Annotated in this window: 12 protein-coding genes; 5 read left to right on the plus strand and 7 right to left on the minus strand. The window is 37.8% G+C overall.

Annotated elements, in window-relative coordinates; genetic code table 11:
* Positions 1-6 precede the first annotated feature (6 nt).
* Positions 7-3081, minus strand: coding sequence for a SusC/RagA family TonB-linked outer membrane protein (locus tag ACIQ32_RS04760; RefSeq protein ID WP_396194546.1), 3075 nt, complete (start codon positions 3079-3081; stop codon positions 7-9).
* A gap of 198 nt (positions 3082-3279) precedes the next feature.
* Here ACIQ32_RS04760 and ACIQ32_RS04765 point away from each other — a divergent pair, with 198 nt between their 5' ends.
* Positions 3280-3879, plus strand: coding sequence for a ribonuclease HII (locus tag ACIQ32_RS04765; RefSeq protein WP_396194547.1), 600 nt, complete (start codon positions 3280-3282; stop codon positions 3877-3879).
* On the opposite strand, the gene lipB is transcribed toward ACIQ32_RS04765, so the two are convergent.
* A complete protein-coding gene (gene lipB, locus ACIQ32_RS04770; protein ID WP_396194548.1) occupies positions 3876-4568 on the minus strand; it encodes a lipoyl(octanoyl) transferase LipB in 693 nt (230 codons plus the stop codon). The genes ACIQ32_RS04765 and lipB overlap by 4 nt on opposite strands.
* Complete coding sequence (locus ACIQ32_RS04775) at positions 4568-5416, minus strand: hypothetical protein (protein ID WP_396194549.1); 849 nt, start codon at positions 5414-5416, stop codon at positions 4568-4570. The genes lipB and ACIQ32_RS04775 overlap by 1 nt, the downstream gene beginning before the upstream one ends.
* Positions 5417-5624: 208 nt before the next feature.
* Between ACIQ32_RS04775 and lysS the strand changes: the two genes are divergently transcribed.
* The 3 genes from lysS to ACIQ32_RS04790 all read left to right on the plus strand — a co-directional run bounded on the left by lysS (position 5625) and on the right by ACIQ32_RS04790 (position 8251).
* Positions 5625-7316: a lysine--tRNA ligase gene (lysS, locus tag ACIQ32_RS04780; protein WP_396194550.1), complete on the plus strand. Its 1692-nt coding sequence runs from the start codon at positions 5625-5627 to the stop codon at positions 7314-7316.
* 101 nt (positions 7317-7417) lie between these two features.
* On the plus strand, positions 7418-7846 hold the full coding sequence (locus tag ACIQ32_RS04785; RefSeq protein ID WP_396194551.1) for a hypothetical protein: 429 nt from the start codon (positions 7418-7420) through the stop codon (positions 7844-7846).
* Between the two features lie 72 nt (positions 7847-7918).
* On the plus strand, positions 7919-8251 hold the full coding sequence (locus ACIQ32_RS04790) for a hypothetical protein (protein WP_396194552.1): 333 nt from the start codon (positions 7919-7921) through the stop codon (positions 8249-8251).
* 50 nt (positions 8252-8301) lie between these two features.
* On the opposite strand, the gene hemL is transcribed toward ACIQ32_RS04790, so the two are convergent.
* The 4 genes from hemL to ACIQ32_RS04810 are packed head-to-tail and all read right to left on the minus strand — an operon-like array spanning position 8302 to position 13258.
* Positions 8302-9588: a glutamate-1-semialdehyde 2,1-aminomutase gene (gene hemL, locus ACIQ32_RS04795; RefSeq protein ID WP_396194553.1), complete on the minus strand. Its 1287-nt coding sequence runs from the start codon at positions 9586-9588 to the stop codon at positions 8302-8304.
* A 21-nt stretch (positions 9589-9609) separates the two neighbouring features.
* A complete protein-coding gene (locus ACIQ32_RS04800) occupies positions 9610-10512 on the minus strand; it encodes a glucosaminidase domain-containing protein (protein WP_396194554.1) in 903 nt (300 codons plus the stop codon).
* A complete protein-coding gene (locus ACIQ32_RS04805) occupies positions 10505-11407 on the minus strand; it encodes a 1-aminocyclopropane-1-carboxylate deaminase/D-cysteine desulfhydrase (protein WP_396194555.1) in 903 nt (300 codons plus the stop codon). Before ACIQ32_RS04805 ends, ACIQ32_RS04800 begins: the two co-directional genes overlap by 8 nt.
* A 45-nt stretch (positions 11408-11452) precedes the next feature.
* Positions 11453-13258 carry a T9SS type A sorting domain-containing protein gene (locus ACIQ32_RS04810; protein WP_396194556.1) on the minus strand — a complete coding sequence of 602 codons (1806 nt, stop codon included), beginning with the start codon at positions 13256-13258 and terminating at the stop codon, positions 11453-11455.
* Positions 13259-13459: 201 nt separating this feature from the next.
* Here ACIQ32_RS04810 and ACIQ32_RS04815 point away from each other — a divergent pair.
* On the plus strand, positions 13460-18183 hold a 4724-nt coding region (locus ACIQ32_RS04815; protein WP_396194557.1), incomplete at its 3' end, for a fibronectin type III domain-containing protein.

The following is an 18183-nucleotide window of genomic DNA, read 5'->3' on the forward strand; positions in this document are numbered from 1 at the left end:
TTTTTTTTAAAAACTTATAGATGTACCAAAAGTAATAGTTCTTGGATTAGGGAAATTTGTTACTGAAAGCGCAGTGATGGCTTCTGGATCAAAACCTCTCCATTTAGTCCAAGTTAAAAGGTTTTCCCCTTGAACAAAAAATCTTAAATTAGATATTGGAGATCTTTTTAGGAACTTAGAAGGAACATCATAACCAACATTCAAGTTTTTCAAACGCAAGAATGAAGAATCATATAAAAATCTGTCAGAATCTAAAAATACATCATTGTTAGAGGCATTGATAGACGGAACATTAGACCCTGTATTTGTTGGTGTCCATTGGTTTAAGAAATCTGCTGTAACATTTTCACCACCAATAAACGCTGGATTTGATGCCCATCTGAATTGGTTGTCAATTCTCCACACATCATACATGTATGAGAATAATGTATTAACAAAAAATCCTTTGTAATCAAGATTAAATCCGAAACCTCCTTGGTATTTAGGCAAGTTGCTTTTTCCGGTTGCTCTTCTGTCTTTTGCTGGGTTTGGCGTTTCAGTTAAATTATTGTCAATATCTAAATACAATAAATTACCGTTTGCTTGGTTAACACCAACATAAGGAATTAAATTCCACTCATTAAGTATATACCCTGGTGCAACAATATTGGTTACTCCATTAATATCAGTTTCACGTAATTGAGTAACCTCATTTTTATTGTAAGAAGTATTAGCAAATACAGATAATTTGAAGTTTTCATTTTTGATAACATTATATTTTAACTGAACTTCAATACCGTCATTTCTTAATTCACCATTATTACCTGCAATTGAAAAACCAGTACCAACAACTGCAGAATTAGGAATTGCATTAAATAAATTACTAGTTGTTTTTCTATAAACGTCAATATTACCTTCAAGTTTTTTGTTCAACACAATGAAATCGAAACCAATATTAGCCTGAGAAATTTCTTCCCATTGAACTGCAGTATTAGCGAATTGACCATAAAGTAAAGCACCTGGAATATTATTATAACCAGTTCCCGGGCTAATAATCTCTCTAATTAAGTTAGAAGAAGTTAATAAAGATGGGAAACCATAATTTGCAGCTGAAATATTTTGGTTACCATTTGTACCGTATGAAACTCTCATTTTCAACATATCGAAACCTGAATTCTTCATAAACTCTTCTTTGTCGATATTCCATCTACCGGAAACTGACCAGAAAGTACCCCAACGATTAGACTCATCAAATCTGTATGTTGCATCTCTTCTCAAAACACCACTAAAACCATATTTTTGGTTGTAATCGTAATCTAAAGTTCCGAAAACAGACAATGAACCTCCTGTTAATTTAGAGGCATTAACAGTAGAAATGTAAAAGTTTGGTGTTGCAGGGTTAAATGCAATATAACCGGTACCAGCTCCAGGAGAATATGTAGCAGGGTTTAAACCATTTTGTCTTGAACCGTGACCTTCATAATGTGCTTTAGTGTATTCCATAAATAAACCGGCAGAAAAATCATGTTTTTCTTTGAATACTTTGTTATATCCTAAATTCAATACATTAGTAAAAGTAAGGTCATTGAAAGTAGATTTATCCTCAAAACCACCAAATTCAGCCCCTTGAGTTTGAGCAACTACCAATGCCAAATATGACCAAGGCGCTCTACCAAACAATCTGTCATATTGTTTAAAATCAAGACCTGCTCTATTAGACACAGTAATGTTAGGCGTTATCTTGTAAGAAGTACCTACGTTTAAAATCATTGTTTTATCTGAATACATACTTGGAAGGTTACCCTCTCTCAAAATATCTTGTAAAACATAAGTATCATTAGCCCCAGAGAAATCAGTTCCAATACCAGCTAATAATTCTGCACCTGTTGCATAAGGTGAAGTAGGCAAATAAGGCAATCCTGTTAACGCTCCATGGAGTGGATTTTGGATTGTATTATTGTTCACACCATTGTTAGTCTCTTGATCTAACTGATTTCTCTTAGAATAACCAAGAGCAACCTGTGTATCAAAATTGAATTTGTCATTGTTGCTTTTTCCTTTGATGTTACTTCTGAAAGTAAAACGCTTAAAGTCGGTTGTAGGAACCATTCCACCTTGTTCAAAGTAACCTATTGAAGTATAAGAAGATATGTTTTTACCTCCGAAAGTTACACCCAAGTTGTGTTGCGTTACTCTATCAATTTTGAAAAATTCATCTTGCCAATTTGTATTAATGTTATAATCAGCAATCTGAGCATCTGTTAAAGTAACTCCTCTTCCGACACCTCTTACTTTTTCAATAGCCAATAATTCACGTGCATTAGCCAAATTGTAGTCATTTTTAGGTAAAGAGTTAAAACCTACAGTTGTGTCATAATTAAACTTAACACCTGTGTCATATTTACCATTTTTGGTTGTGATTACAATTACACCATTTGCACCTTTATTACCATAAATAGATGTACCTGATGCATCTCTTAAAGTAGTAACAGATTCAATCTCATTTTGATTCAAGTTACGAAATTGGTTTGATGTAGAAGGAACCCCATCAATTACAATCAAAGGATCGGTATTACCATTGATAGATGAAGCACCTCTAATGAAACCATCAAACTTCGCTGAACCCGGTGATCCTGAACTTGAAATCAAGGTAAGACCCGGTGATTGTCCTTGCAAAGACGCAAGAACAGAAACGTTAGCTCTGTTTTCAATTGTTTCTGAAGAAATTGTTGTCTGAGCAGTAGTAGTGTTCGCTTTTGTTCTTGTTCTGTTGTAACCTTCAGAAATAATCACAACTTCACTTAAAGCAACCCCTTCAGACATGGTTACATTATAATTGTTAGCCGCAGTTACGTTAATAGACTGCGTGTTGTAACCTGTAAATGAAACTACCAAAACATCACCTGCCTTAGCTTTGATGGAAAATTTTCCGTCAAAATCAGTTTGAGCGCTGTTTTTTGTTCCTTTAACAATAATGTTCGCACCAGGTAGTGGTCCAGTTTTATCTGAAACAACTCCAGTTACAGTTTTCTCTTGTGCAAACGAAAACTGCATTGTAAACGCCAATAAAAGCGTAAAAATCCATTTGAACTTCGATCTCATATTAATTTTATTTGAGTTAGTTATTTCGCAAACTTCTTAATTATTTCTTAAATAAACAAATATTACTTCGGAATAATATTTTTTTTAACACTTAAGAAACCAACTCAAGAAGATTTTTATGAAGTTACTACTTCTTTTGATGAAATAAATATGAATTGGTTGCGTACGGTTTTTTATTTTTACAAAAAAAAAACAAAGATGTTATTAAATCACTTTTCGGATTTTACATTTGAATGTGGCACAGACGAAGCCGGCAGGGGTTGCTTGGCCGGACCGGTTACAGCAGCTGCAGTAATCTTACCTGAAAATTTCAAGTTGGATTATTTGAACGACTCCAAACAAATTTCAGAAAAAATAAGAGAACAACTAAAACCTTTGATCGAAGCCAAAGCCATTACATTTGCCGTAACACATCTTGATGCTTCTGTGATAGACGATATTAATATTTTAAATGCCTCTATTCAAGCAATGCAGGAGAGCATTTTGAAGTTAAATCCTACTCCTGAATACATTATTGTTGATGGCAATCGTTTCAAACCCTTAAATCAAATCCCATATACAACTATTGTAAAGGGTGATAGTAAATTTTTAAGTATAGCTGCCGCTTCTGTATTGGCTAAAACCTATCGCGATGAATACATGAATAACATACACGAGCAATTCCCTATGTACAATTGGAAAAAGAACAAAGGATATCCTACTGAGGAACATCGTGAAGCGATAAAAAAATACGGCACCACCAAATACCACCGAATGTCGTTTCGATTATTGCCCGAACAATTGAAATTGGAATTTTAAATAAAAGTGGATTCAAAAAGCGATGAGAAGTGCTGCTGAATTTTCCTTTTCACTTCTTGTTCATCAACCTTTTGACCTAACTCAACATGCATCGAGGTAACAGCTTTGCCGCGAATGCCGCAAGGAATAATATTATCAAAATACCCTAAATCAGCATTGACGTTTAAAGCAAAACCATGCATGGTTACCCAACGACTGGCGCGTACACCCATAGCACAAATTTTTCTAGCAAAAGGCGTTCCAACATCTAACCAAACTCCGGTTTCTCCTTCACTCCTTGTACCTATTATATTATACTCTGCCAAAGTAAGTATGATAACCTCTTCCAGAAACCTAAGGTATTTGTGAATATCGGTAAAAAAATTTTCTAAATCCAAAATTGGGTAACCAACAATTTGACCCGGCCCGTGATAAGTGATATCGCCTCCTCTGTTGATTTTGTAAAAAGTAGCTCCCTTGGCTTCTAATTGATTTTGAGACAACAATAAATTAGAAACATCACCGCTTTTGCCCAAAGTATAAACATGCGGGTGTTCTACAAATAAAAAATAATTAGGGGTTACCAACTCAGGCTGACTTCGCTTGGCCAACTTAACATCGACTATCTCTTTGAACAAAGTCTCCTGGTAGTCCCAAGTCGCTTTATAGTCCTTGTTGCCTAAATCTTGAAGTTGTATATTTTTATTCATTATTCAAACTCAATTTCCAAATCTAAAGATTTTGGCTTTTTCATGTAATCTTCAAAAAGATAATCGATAGTAACCGTTTTTTTATCCTCGCTTAAGACTGCATTAGGCACCGAAACGGACTTAATTTTCTTTTCAAAAGTATAAATGACTTTGTAACTCGATTTCCCCATAAGCTCTTTCATGGCCTCAACTAAACCTTCTGCCGTTTTTTGAGCTTCTAACTCTTCTTCGGACAACTTATTTTCTTCTTGTTTGGTTTCGCTGGTGTTTTGGGCAGCCGAATCCAATTCAGCCACTACTCTTTTAAATGTTTTACCATCATAATCATAGGAAGTCGAAGTGTTTTCCTGGGCTTCTTTTTGAGTCATTCCAGCATTAACTGCAGCAGGAGCGACACCGGCACTTTTAATGGCACTGACCGGGGAAGTCATATTTTTTAACTCTTCAATGGTTTTGAATTCTGAAAAAAGGGAATACGACATTTGCTTTGCGCTTTCATTAACCACCATTCTGATGCTGAAATTTTCAAGCTTTTTGATGCGTTCCTGCTCTTCAGCCGGCAAAGCAGCGATACTGTCTTTTTTATCGGCAAACAATTCCTTAAAAGTAAATGTACTATCCATGATTTTGCTTTGTCTCTCCGAAGCCTTTTTGCTTTTTCTTTTGCTTGGTTTTTTTTCGCCTTCACCCGAAAAAGCACTGCCCGCCATATCCATCAACGGCGAGGCATCTATATCGTAATTAAACTTTCCTGTTCCGTCTTCTTTGATTAAAAGTGATTCTGTGATTTTACAACTTTGAAAAAATGTCAAGACCACGACCAACAATGTCAGTTTTAGTAATTTCATAAATTAATTTTGCCAAAGATACAAATGATTTCCCAATTAGCCCCGATTGAAACGGCATCTTGCCTGTAAGGCGAGATAGAGTGAAAAGCGGGAAAACGGACCACTGATGAAGCCCGAACCCTTCGCTCCCGAAACAAAAAAATTGAATCCGTGAGGCTTTGATACTTTAGCACTTATCGTTATCTTTGCCGGCTCAAAACCTTTGTATATGCAACTTTCGGAACAAGAAATTATCAGAAGAGAAAAACTTCAAGCCCTTCGTGACTTAGGCATTAACCCTTATCCTGCGGATTTATTCCCGGTAGACCACACATCTAAACAGGTTAAGGAGACTTTTGAAGAAGGCAAGAAAGTGGTAGTAGCCGGAAGATTGATGAGCATACGCGACCAAGGAAAAGCGGCTTTTGTGGAATTGCAAGACAGCGAAGGCCGTATCCAATTGTACTTTAATCGTGACGTCATTTGTCCGGGTGAAGACAAAACAAAATACAATCAAGTTTTTAGAAAACTGACCGATTTAGGAGACTTTATTGGAGTGGAAGGCGAATTGTTTTTGACTAAAGTGGGTGAAAAAACCATTCAAGTTAATAATTTTACCTTTTTAAGCAAAACCCTGCGACCATTGCCATTGCCGAAAATGGACGACGAAGGGCATGTTTTTGACGCTTTTACCGATCCGGAATTGCGTTACAGAATGCGATATGTAGACTTAGTAGTGAATCCGCAAGTAAAAGAAGTGTTTATCAAAAGAACCAAGTTGTTCAATGCGATGCGAAGCTTTTTCAACACAGCCGGTTATATGGAAGTGGAAACGCCGGTTTTACAATCCATTGCCGGTGGTGCGGCAGCACGTCCGTTTATTACACACCACAACAGTTTAGACATTCCTTTGTACATGAGAATTGCCAACGAATTGTATCTGAAAAGACTAATCGTAGGTGGTTTTGACGGTGTATACGAATTTTCCAAAAACTTCCGCAATGAAGGAATGGACAGAACACACAATCCGGAATTCACAGCTATGGAAATCTACGTAGCTTACAAAGATTATAACTGGATGATGGAATTTACGGAGAAGTTACTCGAATACTGTGCGCTACAAGTAAACGGTACTACCGAAGCTACTTTCGGCGAGCACAAAGTGAATTTCAAAGCTCCTTACGCTCGTGTCACCATGACCAATGCTATTAAACAATTTACCGGTTTTGACATTTCGGGCAAAAGTGAAGCGGAATTGTTTGACGCCGCCAAAAATATGGGCATTGAAGTAGATGAAACGATGGGCAAAGGCAAATTAATTGATGAAATTTTCGGCGCCAAGTGTGAAGGCAATTTTATTCAGCCGACTTTCATTACGGATTATCCAAAAGAAATGTCGCCTTTGTGTAAAGAACACCGCGACAACCCTGAGTTGACCGAACGTTTTGAATTGATGGTATGCGGAAAAGAAATCGCCAATGCGTATTCCGAATTAAACGACCCTATTGACCAAAGAGAACGTTTTGAAGCCCAGTTAAAATTGGCCGAGCGCGGTGATGATGAAGCTACACAATTTATCGACCACGATTTCTTGAGAGCCTTGGAATACGGTATGCCACCCACTTCAGGTCTAGGGATTGGTATGGATCGCTTGATTATGTTTTTAACCAACAACCAATCAATACAAGAAGTCTTGTTCTTCCCGCAAATGCGACCGGAGAAAAAACAATTGGAATTGACAGAAGAAGAAAAAATAATTATCGGTTTATTAAAAGCCGAAAACAACCAATCCTTAAGTGTTTTAAAAGAGAAAACGCAACTCAGTGGCAAAAAATGGGACGCTGCCATAAAAGGATTGGCCAAACACGGCTTGACCAAAGTCGTAGTAGACGGCGATAACAAGACCGTAGTTTTAAACTAATAACAAGAGCTCTAAACGAGCTCTTATTTTATTTTTTTTGTCCTCTATTAAACCTTATCCAAAAGAATATGTCCAAAGACAGTAATTCAAATAGAAAAAAAATGAAAAAATTATTTTTAGCCCTTTTATTGTTAGTTGGTATGACTACATGGGCACAAGGAAAAAGAGAAAGAAGACCGGAAGGCGATCGTTTGACCAAGGAAGAGAAAGTCGACATTCAAGTTAAAAGAATGACAAAAGATTTGGATTTGAACGAAAAACAAATCAAAGAAATACGAGCATTGGTGACTAGTGAGGTAGAAAAAAGAGAAGCAAAAAGAGCTCAAATGGCTGAAGAAAAAAAAGCCAAGAGAGAAGCTATGAAAGCCAAACTGAAAGAGGAACAAACTGCTCATAGCGCAGAAATGAAAAAAATCTTAAGTCAGGAACAATTTGCCAAATGGGAAAAATTGCGAGAGGAACGCAAAGGCAAACTAAAAGAAAAAATGGCCGAACGAAAAGGCAAAGGAAAAATCACTCCGGAAGATTAACAAAAATAAATTTTGAGATTTCACCAAAATAATTTAGTTTTGGAGTTATTATTCTTCTAAACAACTAAAACAATGAAAAAATTAATCGCTGCTTTAACTTTACTGTTAGCTTTTACTATAAATGCAAACGCTCAAGATAAAAAAGATTTAACCACTGCAGAAAAAGGCAAAAAAGAAGCTTTAGCCTTATCTCAGTATTTGGGTTTAAACGAAACACAAACAGCTGATTTCGAAAGATTGTTTGAACAAAAACACAGAACTCTGGAAGACAAAAACCTATCTCAAGAGAAAAGAGATGAAGTAGCCAGAATTATTGAAATGAAAATTGCAGCCTCAATTTCTGATGATCAAATGACAAAATTGAGACAAAACAAAGAATTGCTCAAAGAATTAATCACCAACTAATTGTGTCAATCTAAATAAAAAAACCTCTCATTTCTGAGAGGTTTTTTTATTTATAGTGTTTTGGACACTTTATTGATGGCTTCAATAGTAAAATCCAAATCTTCATAGGTCAAAGCATCAGTTATAAACCAAGTCTCATAAGCAGAAGGTGCGATATACACTCCTTCATGCAACAAACCATGAAAAAACTTCTTAAAAGTTTCATTATCTCCGTTTTTAGCGGTTTGAAAATCTACTACAGGATTGGCATCAAAATGTACAGAAATCATTGAACCAACTCGGTTAATGGTAAAAACTATGTTGTTTTCAATTAAAACTTTTTCAATTCCTTGATGCAAATAAGCGGTTTTAGCTTCCAACCTATTGTAAATTTCGGAATCAGAATCCAAATCTTGCAACATGGCATACCCAGCTGCCATAGCTAGAGGATTTCCTGATAATGTCCCGGCTTGATAAACCGGACCTAAGGGCGCCAAAAAGTTCATGATTTCCTCGCGAGCCGCAAAAGCTCCAACCGGTAAACCACCTCCTATTACTTTGCCGAAACAAACAATATCAGTATTTATATTATACAACTCTTGCGCTCCGCCTTTGGCCAAACGGAAGCCTGTCATCACTTCATCAAAAATCAATAACGCATTGTGATTACTGCACAGCTCACGTAAAGCTTGCAAAAAGCCCTCTTTGGGCGGTACACAACCCATATTTCCGGCTACGGGCTCAATAATTACCGCAGCAATTTCATTGGGATTGGCTTCAAATAAAGCTTTCACATTGTTTATGTCATTATATTGAGCCAACAAAGTGTCTTTGGCCGTACCTTGAGTCACTCCGGGGCTATTTGGCACACCAAAAGTACTCAAACCGCTACCGGCAGCAATCAGGAATGAATCAGAATGGCCATGATAACAACCGGAGAATTTGACAATTTTGTCTCTTTTAGTAAATCCTCTAGCCAATCGTATAGCGCTCATACAAGCTTCGGTCCCTGAATTTACAAAACGAATCTTATCGATATTAGGCACCATTGAGATAGCCAACTCTGCAATCTTGGTTTCTAATTCAGTGGGCATCCCAAAAGAGGTTCCTTTTTTAGCTTTTTCAATAACAGCCTCAACAACGGGTTGATAGGCATGGCCTAAAATCATCGGACCCCAAGAATTGATATAATCAATTAAACGATTGTCATCTTCATCATACAAATAAGCACCTTTGGCACTTTTGGCAAAAAGTGGCGTTCCGCCCACTCCTTTAAAAGCCCTTACGGGAGAATTAACGCCACCGGGAATTACTTTTTCAGCTTCAGCAAACAACTGACTGCTTCTTTGATAAATCATACTAAATGTGAAATTTTAAATTTACTTTACGATAATAGTTTGTCCCAATGACAGAGCACTGTCCACCAAATTATTTTTCCGCTTAAGTTCTTCGATAGAGATATTGAATCGTTTTGATATTGAATACAAGGTATCCCCTTTAACTACCGTATATTTTTGGACATCGTCAGTGTAGGCAATCTCTTTCTTAGGCATTACGGCCACATATTCTTTCCCCAAAACCTCAGCATCGTATTTGCCCAATTGGTAGCGTTCAATTAAACCGATTAACTTTTCCGGGTATTTCGGATCTGTAGCATAACCGGCAGCTTTCAATCCTTTAGCCCAAGCGGTATAATCGTCTTTCTCCAATTGAAACAAAGCGGCATAACGAGGACGACTGGTTAAGAAATAAGAATGGTCGCGAAAAGAGCCACTGGGCTCATTGTACTTTCTGAAACACTCATTTTCCTCATCATCAGTATAGCGTATACTTGGTCCGCTCCATTCTTTATGACATTTAATCCCGAAGTGATTATTAGCTTGCATACTCAAAGGTCCGGTGCCGGCGCCCGATTCTAAAATAGCTTGTCCCAAAGTAATACTGGCCGGAATTCCGGATTTAACCATATTCTCCTTGGCAATATTCTTGTATTTTTCTATGTAAGCCAAAACCATTTCTGCAGTTACTTTAACCCGAGTAGTAGCCTCTAAGATCTCGGTAGTACTAGTATTGTTGTTGATGGCCGGAGAAGCAACAGGTTTTTGAGTTGCCACACCTGTACTCTTATTTGTTGAAGGACGATAAATAGGCTTTTTTACTCTTTGTGTAACGGGTGTTGTAGTTTTCCTTGGGTCTGGCTGCGAAGTTCTCACTACAGACTGATTGGAGCTACAGGCTATCATCAAAAGAGGAAGAATAGTTAAAAAAAGTTTCTTAATCATAGATTTGTATTTCGATTTGGTTTTTCTGTTTCAGTAAAAAATTCATTCCTTGTACTCCCTGCAAACCACCACTGTGTATGATAAGTATTTTGGAGCCTTTGGGAAATGCTTTTTTTTCTATTAAATCTAAAACTCCAAAAACCATTTTTCCGGTGTATATTGGATCTAATGGCACTTGAAATTTTTTGTAAAATTCGTTAATAAATAAAATTAATTCCTCAGTAGTTTTAGCATATCCGCCAAAATGATAATCGGTTACTAATTGCCAATTTGATTTGTTGACAAATTTACGAATATCTTCTGTTAAAAAATCGCCTTTAAGTGCCGGAAATCCTAAAACTTGTTGACCGTCTTTTGAACTGTTAACAATCCCTGAAATAGTCCCACCAGTGCCTACAGCACAACAAATAAAATCAAACTCCTTATCGGATTCTTCTAAAATTGCTTCACAGCCTTTAACCGCTAAATTATTCGTTCCGCCTTCGGGCAACAAGTAAAAATTACCATATCGCTTTTGCAAGGTTTGAATAAAATCAACATCCTGCTTGTTGCGATACACTGCTCTGGAAACGAACTCAAAAACCATTCCGAATTCTTGGGCTTTTAACAAGGTGGGATTCTCAGCGATTTTCTGCTGCAATTCTTCCCCGCGAATAATCCCTATGGTTTTCATATTGTTTTCATAACCGGCCGAAGCTACAGCTAATATGTGATTAGAAAAAGCGCCTCCGAATGTTAACAACGTATTGTGTTTTTCCTCTTTTGCTTTTTGCACATTAAAATGCAGTTTTCTGAATTTATTTCCTGATATGTAGGGATGTAATAAATCCTCTCGCTTGATAAAAAGCGAATAATCGGGGTTTTCAATGACTATTTTTTGATTGTAACTTTTCAAGAAAAGCCTTTTTACAAAGGTACAAATCGCTTTGCAAAAAGAGACCTATTTGTTGGTGATAATTACTTTTTGATTCACTTTTTGATTGACATCTGTAATCAATTGAACCCAATAGACTGCTTGTGCCAAACCTTGAGTTGTAAATTGATAGTGTAATTCGGAGCCCAGCTCTTCCTTTGCAAAGACTCGCTTTCCGGTCAAATCATAAAGCGCAATAGATTTGACAGTTCTTGAATTTGGGTTGTGAACTTCCAAAACCTGACCGGCATTATTTTGCAAAATCACAAACTCCGACTTAAGCGCTTCATTATCTGATTTAAGTGAATAATCTTGAAAGGTAATTTCAAATCGATTTTTGTAAATACCTGTTGCCAAACTTACTTCGTATGTACTGTTCTTGATGTTGTGATAACTGTCGTTAAAAGCATCATAGAGAAAGATATCCTGTGCTTCATCAAAATTGGCAACCATGGAAGCATCAAACTTAAAAGTCGCTAAATTGGTAGCCTTTATCCCAATAGGAATTCTTTTGTCCGCACTAAAACTAACGCCTTGGATTACATACCTATTCTGATCTAAATCAAAATAAACCTCATTAGGAATAGTTTCTTCAACAGGCGACAAAGCATCAACACCGCGATCAATTCCATCGGTAGCAGAAGGCATTAACACCAGTGCAATTTGTTGGGTATATTGATTGTTAATTACAGTATTTAAACGAATCACTGATACATCTTCGCTTGCCGAATCAATATTGCTGTTTGGGACTGAACTCCCTATTGTTCTCTCAAATTGGGAATAGACATCGGATTCTTTATAAAAAACACGATGAGCATTTTTCAAAGTCACTGTGGCTGGTGTTCCTGTAGCTTTTCCTTTAATCATAAAACCTTGACCAATTGGAGCATATTTCCTTTGAATAGACAAACCGGATGATACTCCTGTTGTATTTACAGTCCCATCTATATTATAAGTATTAAAGATTGCCGGAACGTAAACCCCGTATTCTGTGGGACTAACACTAATAGGCACGTAAGTTCCGTAACCTCCTTGATAAGCTAACAAATAATGAGAATTTATCGTTTTATTTTGTTCCCAATAATAGGCGACTCCTGTACAATCAGAATTGGTTGGATCTAACAAGAATGCACTAACATGTAGAGCCGATGGATATGGATTTCCGGTTAGGGTTAGCTTATCCAACCCAACAGAAACCGAAATATTCCCATCATTGGGCTTTCCTCTGAAATCGTATCGTTGGGCACTTCCGGGATTATTTACAACAGCTTCTCCTACATTTGTAACATCCGTTCCTGCCGTTCCTTTCATAGTAAAACCTTGGCCTGCTGAAATATTTGTGGTGGCGCCGGATTGAATCCATTCAGAATAATTGGTTCCCGATAAATAGCGCCAAATCCAATAAGCAGCGATAGATAAATTACCATTAGAAGATGAACCATTATAACTATATAATGCTATACTAGCGGGATTACTATTAATGTTGGTTGTCGGCACATGAAACATACTAATACCGAAATTTTCATTCCCTACTGCGGCAGAAGCATTCCCAACAGGAGAACACCAATAATTATAGTCAAAATTATCAGAAGTTCCTTCTTGAAAAACAGAAAGCTTACCCAAACCTTTGTTGGCAGAAGCTGCTGAAGTGCCTTGTAAAAGTTGTCCTTCATTTCGCAAATAAAAGAACCCATTGTTTTGTAAATCGATATCCTGATTAACAAAAACATATTGATTTTTAACAAATACATAACTGTTAGCACTCACATAAAGTTGCGAAAAGCCTTTAAGAACAGACAAAAAAAATAGAAACAGACAAAATATTTTTTTCATAATCAGTGCATTAGCAATTCGAATTTACGTTAATTACTCAAAAAAAGGCAATACTAAATGAAATTTTTTAGAGAAAATAAAGAAAATGAGTGAAAAATAAATCCAAACCTTAAAATGTATTGTAGTATATTTACTTTTTCTCTGATAATTAAACTTTTTAACTTAAATTTATAATTTATTTTTAATTAAATACCAAATTTAATGAAGCAACTCTACCCAAATCATAATGTATCAGTAGGTCGTAGTAGGATATTTTGTTTGGTTACAATTGCGATACTTTTATGCGCAATAACATCTTTTGCACAGGGAACAACTTGCGCAACTGCTATCCCTATAACGGTTAACGGAGCTTGCACCACCAGCAGTAGTGTTACAGACACAACTCCAGATGCACCGGCACTTTCATCTTGTGCCACCGGAGCCTATGCTAGAGAAAAATGGTATACCTTTACTGTCAGTGGTGGTCCTTTAAACATTACCATTACCGGGGTTGCCGGAAATAGAAACTTACTTCTCCAATTGATTTCAACTACAAGTAACTGTAGCGGAACGCTTACACAAATTGCTTGTGCCAATGATAATAACTTCAATGGTTCCCAAACTGAAATAATCAACACCACTTTAAACAATGGCACCTATTATATCAAAGTAGTTAATATCGGTTCGAGTAATTTAACATTAACCAGTTTGTGTGTAACCAGTTTGGCAAACGATAATTGCAGTAATGCAACAGCTTTAACCGTTAACCCTACCTTAACTTGCTCTTCAACCACTTCAGGAACAACTTTGGGAGCTACCCAATCACAAGTTGGTTGTACCGGCACAGCAGATGATGATGTATGGTATCGCTTTGTGGCTACTGCAACATCACATGTAGTAACCGCCACTCCAGGCACCATTTCCGATATTGTTTTACAAACTTTCAGCGGTTCTTGCGGAAGCTTAACAAGCTTAAGTTGTACAGATGACACAATCACAACCGCTGAGACCACCACTATAACCGGCTTAACCATTGGAAACACCTATTATGTTAGAGTGTATAGCTACTCATCTGGTTCTGGTCAAGGCTCCTTTACCCTGTGTATAGGCACCCAAACACCCTGTGTTGCTCCGGTTAGTCAAGCCTCAGGCCTTGCCTTAGGGACAATAACCTCAACTTCGATTCCGGCCACATTTAGCGGCAGTGCCGACGGATATCTAGTCATTCAATCAACTTCAGCTACACCGCCAACTCAGCCGGCAAACGGTACAATCTATTCCGGTGCAAACATCGGAACCTTGGGTGCCGGACTCACATTTGTTCAAAGCGGCACTTCAACTACAATTGCAGGAACAGGTTTAAACGGAAATACAAGATATTATTATTACATCTATGCATACAACAATACCGCTTGCTCAGGAGGTCCGATATATAATTTGAGTGGTCCTCTAACCGGAAATGCGGTAACTTGTCCCGCTACTCCTAGTCCCGTTACTGTTACTGCCTTAACCAACAGTAGCTTTACTTTGAATTGGACAACACCAACAGGTGGTGGGGCTCTAGGTATAAATTATACCATTCAAATTACCACAGATAGTGGTTATACCTCCAATATCCCCGGTTCTCCATTCTCTGCCTCAGCGCCAACTGTAACCTTACCAGTTTCAGGATTAAACTCCGGCACAACCTATTATTATCGAATATTAGCCAGCAATGGGTGCAACAGCGCGTACACGAGCGGAAATACTTCAACCACAATAACCAATGATAATTGTGCCACGGCTATTCCATTAACTGTTAACAGCAGTTGCACCTACACCTACTACACTAACAATGGAGCCACAGCTAGTCCCGGAGTAGGAGACCCCGGATGCGCAAGCTATGCCGGTGGAGATGTTTGGTTTAGTGTAACCGTTCCGGCTAATGGAATAATAGAAATTGACACCGATGATAACGTTATGACAGATAGCGGAATGGCCATTTACAGCGGAACATGTGGCAGTCTTACTTTGATAGAATGTGATGATGATGATAGTAATAACGGTGCAATGTCTTACATTTTTAGATCAGGCTTAACACCCGGCAGTATAATATATATTCGGGTTTGGGAATACAGCAATAACAACAACGGAAGTTTTGGCATTTGTGTTTCCAGTCCGGTGCCGCCTATAAATAACGAACCTTGTGCGGCAATTGATTTAAATGTCAATACAAGCTGTAGCTTTCAAACATTTACTACTTTAGGAGCTACATCGTCTTCCGGAATACCGGCTCCAGGTTGTGGTAACTATCTTGGAGGTGATGTTTGGTTTAGTGCTACAGTTCCCAGCAACGGAATAGTGAGAATTGATACCAATTCAAATACTATTACAGATGGAAGTATAGCAGTGTATACCGGATCTTGTGGCGCTTTAACCTTATTACAATGTGATGCAGACAGTAGTAGTAACGGACTTATGCCCTATTTAAACTTAACAGGATTAACACCGGGAAGCACTATTTTTATCCGCTTTTGGGAGAGTGGCAACGATGTATTCGGCACTTTTAGAATTTGTCTTTCAACAGATTGTATATCCGGTAATGGATCCGGAAGCATAACAAGTGCTTGTCCTGATATTTTAGCCGGCGGATTGGGATTAAACGGTGCAGACCCATCTCCAATTACTTGTTCTTCCTCTACTTGTGTTGATTTGGAAGCCGAATACCTACAATTGGGTAATACAACTAACTATACTGTTGAGAGTATTCCTTACAACCCACCTTATCAATTCAGCTGTTTAGAAAACCCGGTAAGTGTTAATGTAGACGATGTTTGGTCACCGGTTGTAAATCTTCCATTTAATTTTTGTTTCTACGGAACTAATTTCAGTCAATGTGTTATTGGTTCCAATGGCGTGCTAACTTTCAACACCGGTTATGCCGAATCGGCTTCCGGATTTGCATTTAACGATAATTTACCAAACAATACCGATGATCAATTGGTTGGCAATGCCATTTTTGGAGTATTTCATGACATCGACCCAAGTGAAGGCGGTGAAGTAGGTTGGGAATTGGTAACACTGGATACAGGCTGTAGAGCATTAGTAGCCTCATGGTATAATGTTCCTATGTTCTCTGACAACTCTATTTTATACACCGGAATGATGGTACTGTATGAAGACAGCAACATCATTGAAGTTTACATCAAAGAAAAAAACATAGACAACAACAATGTTTTTCCTTGGAACAGCGGAAATGCCATAGTAGGAGTACAAGACGCCACACGAACACAAGCAGTTGTTGCGCCTAATCGCAATGGCTTAAGTACTAATTGGAATGCCTCGGAAGAGGCTTGGAGATTTGTACCTTCAGGAACATCTATTACATCGATCAATTGGTTTGAAGGTTCGGGAACTACCGGCACTAATCTCGGCAGTACGAACACCATAAACGTTTGTCCTGCGACCACTACAACCTACACTGCGGAGGTTACTTATAACATGTGCAATGGTGCAATTGTAAAAGTATTGGATGAAACCACCGTAGTAGTTACTAATTCAAAAATTTGGAATGGTTCTGTTAACAACGATTGGAACAACAACAATAACTGGACACCAAATGTTATTCCTAACAATACTGATTGTGTAAAAATTCCGGTTACTGCTAACAATCCTATCATCTCCGGAACCAACTATGTTGGATTAGCAGGAACTTTATCCATTTATAGCGGCGCAACGCTAACCATCAACTCTAACAACACCATAACCGTAACTGATTGGGTAAATGTGGCAACCGGCGGTACCTTTACAATCAATAACAATGCGAGTTTGGTGCAAATTAATAATGCCACTAATACAGGTAATATCATTTACAGACGTAATGCCAACATTCGAAGACTAGATTACGTGTATTGGTCGTCTCCTGTCGCAAACTACACAGTAAATAATATTGCCTCTCCGTTATCGTTCGGAGCCATATTCAAATGGGACACCACTGTTGCCAATACCAATGGCGGTCAAGGGAATTGGATTGGCGCTTCAAGCAACATCATGACAGCCGGTAAAGGATATATTGCCAGAGGACCAAACAGTTTCAGTCTATCAACGAATTCAACTTTGCCAGGAACGTTTACCGGTGTTCCGAATAATGGCCCTGTAACCATTCCCATCTTCAGAGGTAATGACACCAACACGGCTTATCACGTAGGATTGAACGGTACTGAAATCAACAACTACAGCGACAATTGGAATTTATTAGGTAACCCATACCCATCTGCCATTAGAGGTAGCCAATTCTTATTTGACAATAACAGTAAGATTATGGGTAATATTCGTTTATGGACACACGGGACATTGCCTTCCAACATCTCAAGTCCGTTTTATGGTTCCTTCGCTTATAATTATAGCCCGGGAGATTATTTAACTTACACCTATACAGGCACAAGTTGCTGTCCTTTGGCAGGCCCTGAATTATATATTGGTTCAGGACAAGGCTTCTTTGTGCAAATGGTTGATGGGCCAACAGCATCGAACAACGTAACTTTTAACAACAATCTGAGAAGTACAAATTATGACAATAGTAACTTTTACAGACTGTCAAATTCTTACACCTCTGAGAGTTATGTTGAAAGCTTGGAAAGAAACAGAATTTGGCTAGATATCGTAAACAGTTCCAGTCGCTCAGACAGAACCTTATTCGGTTACATCCAAGATGCTACTATGGCCGAAGATAGTTTCTTCGATTGTTTGACCCAAAACACAGGCGATTTAAGAATCTATTCGTTGATTAACGACAAAAAATACATCATCCAAGGCCGAGCTTTACCTTTCGATATAAACGATGAAGTTCCGATAGGCGTTAATGTGCCAACCACCGGAAATTATAGCATCGGACTGGCCGGAGTAGACGGATTATTCAACGAACAAAACATCTATTTAAAAGACCTTTTGCTCAACACTACTCACGA

Origin of the sequence: Flavobacterium sp., assembly GCF_044373165.1 — a bacterium.
GTDB lineage: Bacteria > Bacteroidota > Bacteroidia > Flavobacteriales > Flavobacteriaceae > Flavobacterium.

What these genes read in the sequence shown, in the direction of transcription:
- ACIQ32_RS04775 (WP_396194549.1), bottom strand. Translation starts at nt 5,416, where the DNA reads ATGAAATTACTAAAACTGACATTGTTGGTCGTGGTCTTGACATTTTTT.
- ACIQ32_RS04810 (WP_396194556.1), bottom strand. Translation starts at nt 13,258, where the DNA reads ATGAAAAAAATATTTTGTCTGTTTCTATTTTTTTTGTCTGTTCTTAAA.
- ACIQ32_RS04785 (WP_396194551.1), top strand. Translation starts at nt 7,418, where the DNA reads ATGAAAAAATTATTTTTAGCCCTTTTATTGTTAGTTGGTATGACTACA.
- hemL (WP_396194553.1), bottom strand. Translation starts at nt 9,588, where the DNA reads ATGATTTATCAAAGAAGCAGTCAGTTGTTTGCTGAAGCTGAAAAAGTA.
- ACIQ32_RS04765 (WP_396194547.1), top strand. Translation starts at nt 3,280, where the DNA reads ATGTTATTAAATCACTTTTCGGATTTTACATTTGAATGTGGCACAGAC.
- lysS (WP_396194550.1), top strand. Translation starts at nt 5,625, where the DNA reads ATGCAACTTTCGGAACAAGAAATTATCAGAAGAGAAAAACTTCAAGCC.
- lipB (WP_396194548.1), bottom strand. Translation starts at nt 4,568, where the DNA reads ATGAATAAAAATATACAACTTCAAGATTTAGGCAACAAGGACTATAAA.
- ACIQ32_RS04800 (WP_396194554.1), bottom strand. Translation starts at nt 10,512, where the DNA reads ATGATTAAGAAACTTTTTTTAACTATTCTTCCTCTTTTGATGATAGCC.
- ACIQ32_RS04790 (WP_396194552.1), top strand. Translation starts at nt 7,919, where the DNA reads ATGAAAAAATTAATCGCTGCTTTAACTTTACTGTTAGCTTTTACTATA.
- ACIQ32_RS04760 (WP_396194546.1), bottom strand. Translation starts at nt 3,081, where the DNA reads ATGAGATCGAAGTTCAAATGGATTTTTACGCTTTTATTGGCGTTTACA.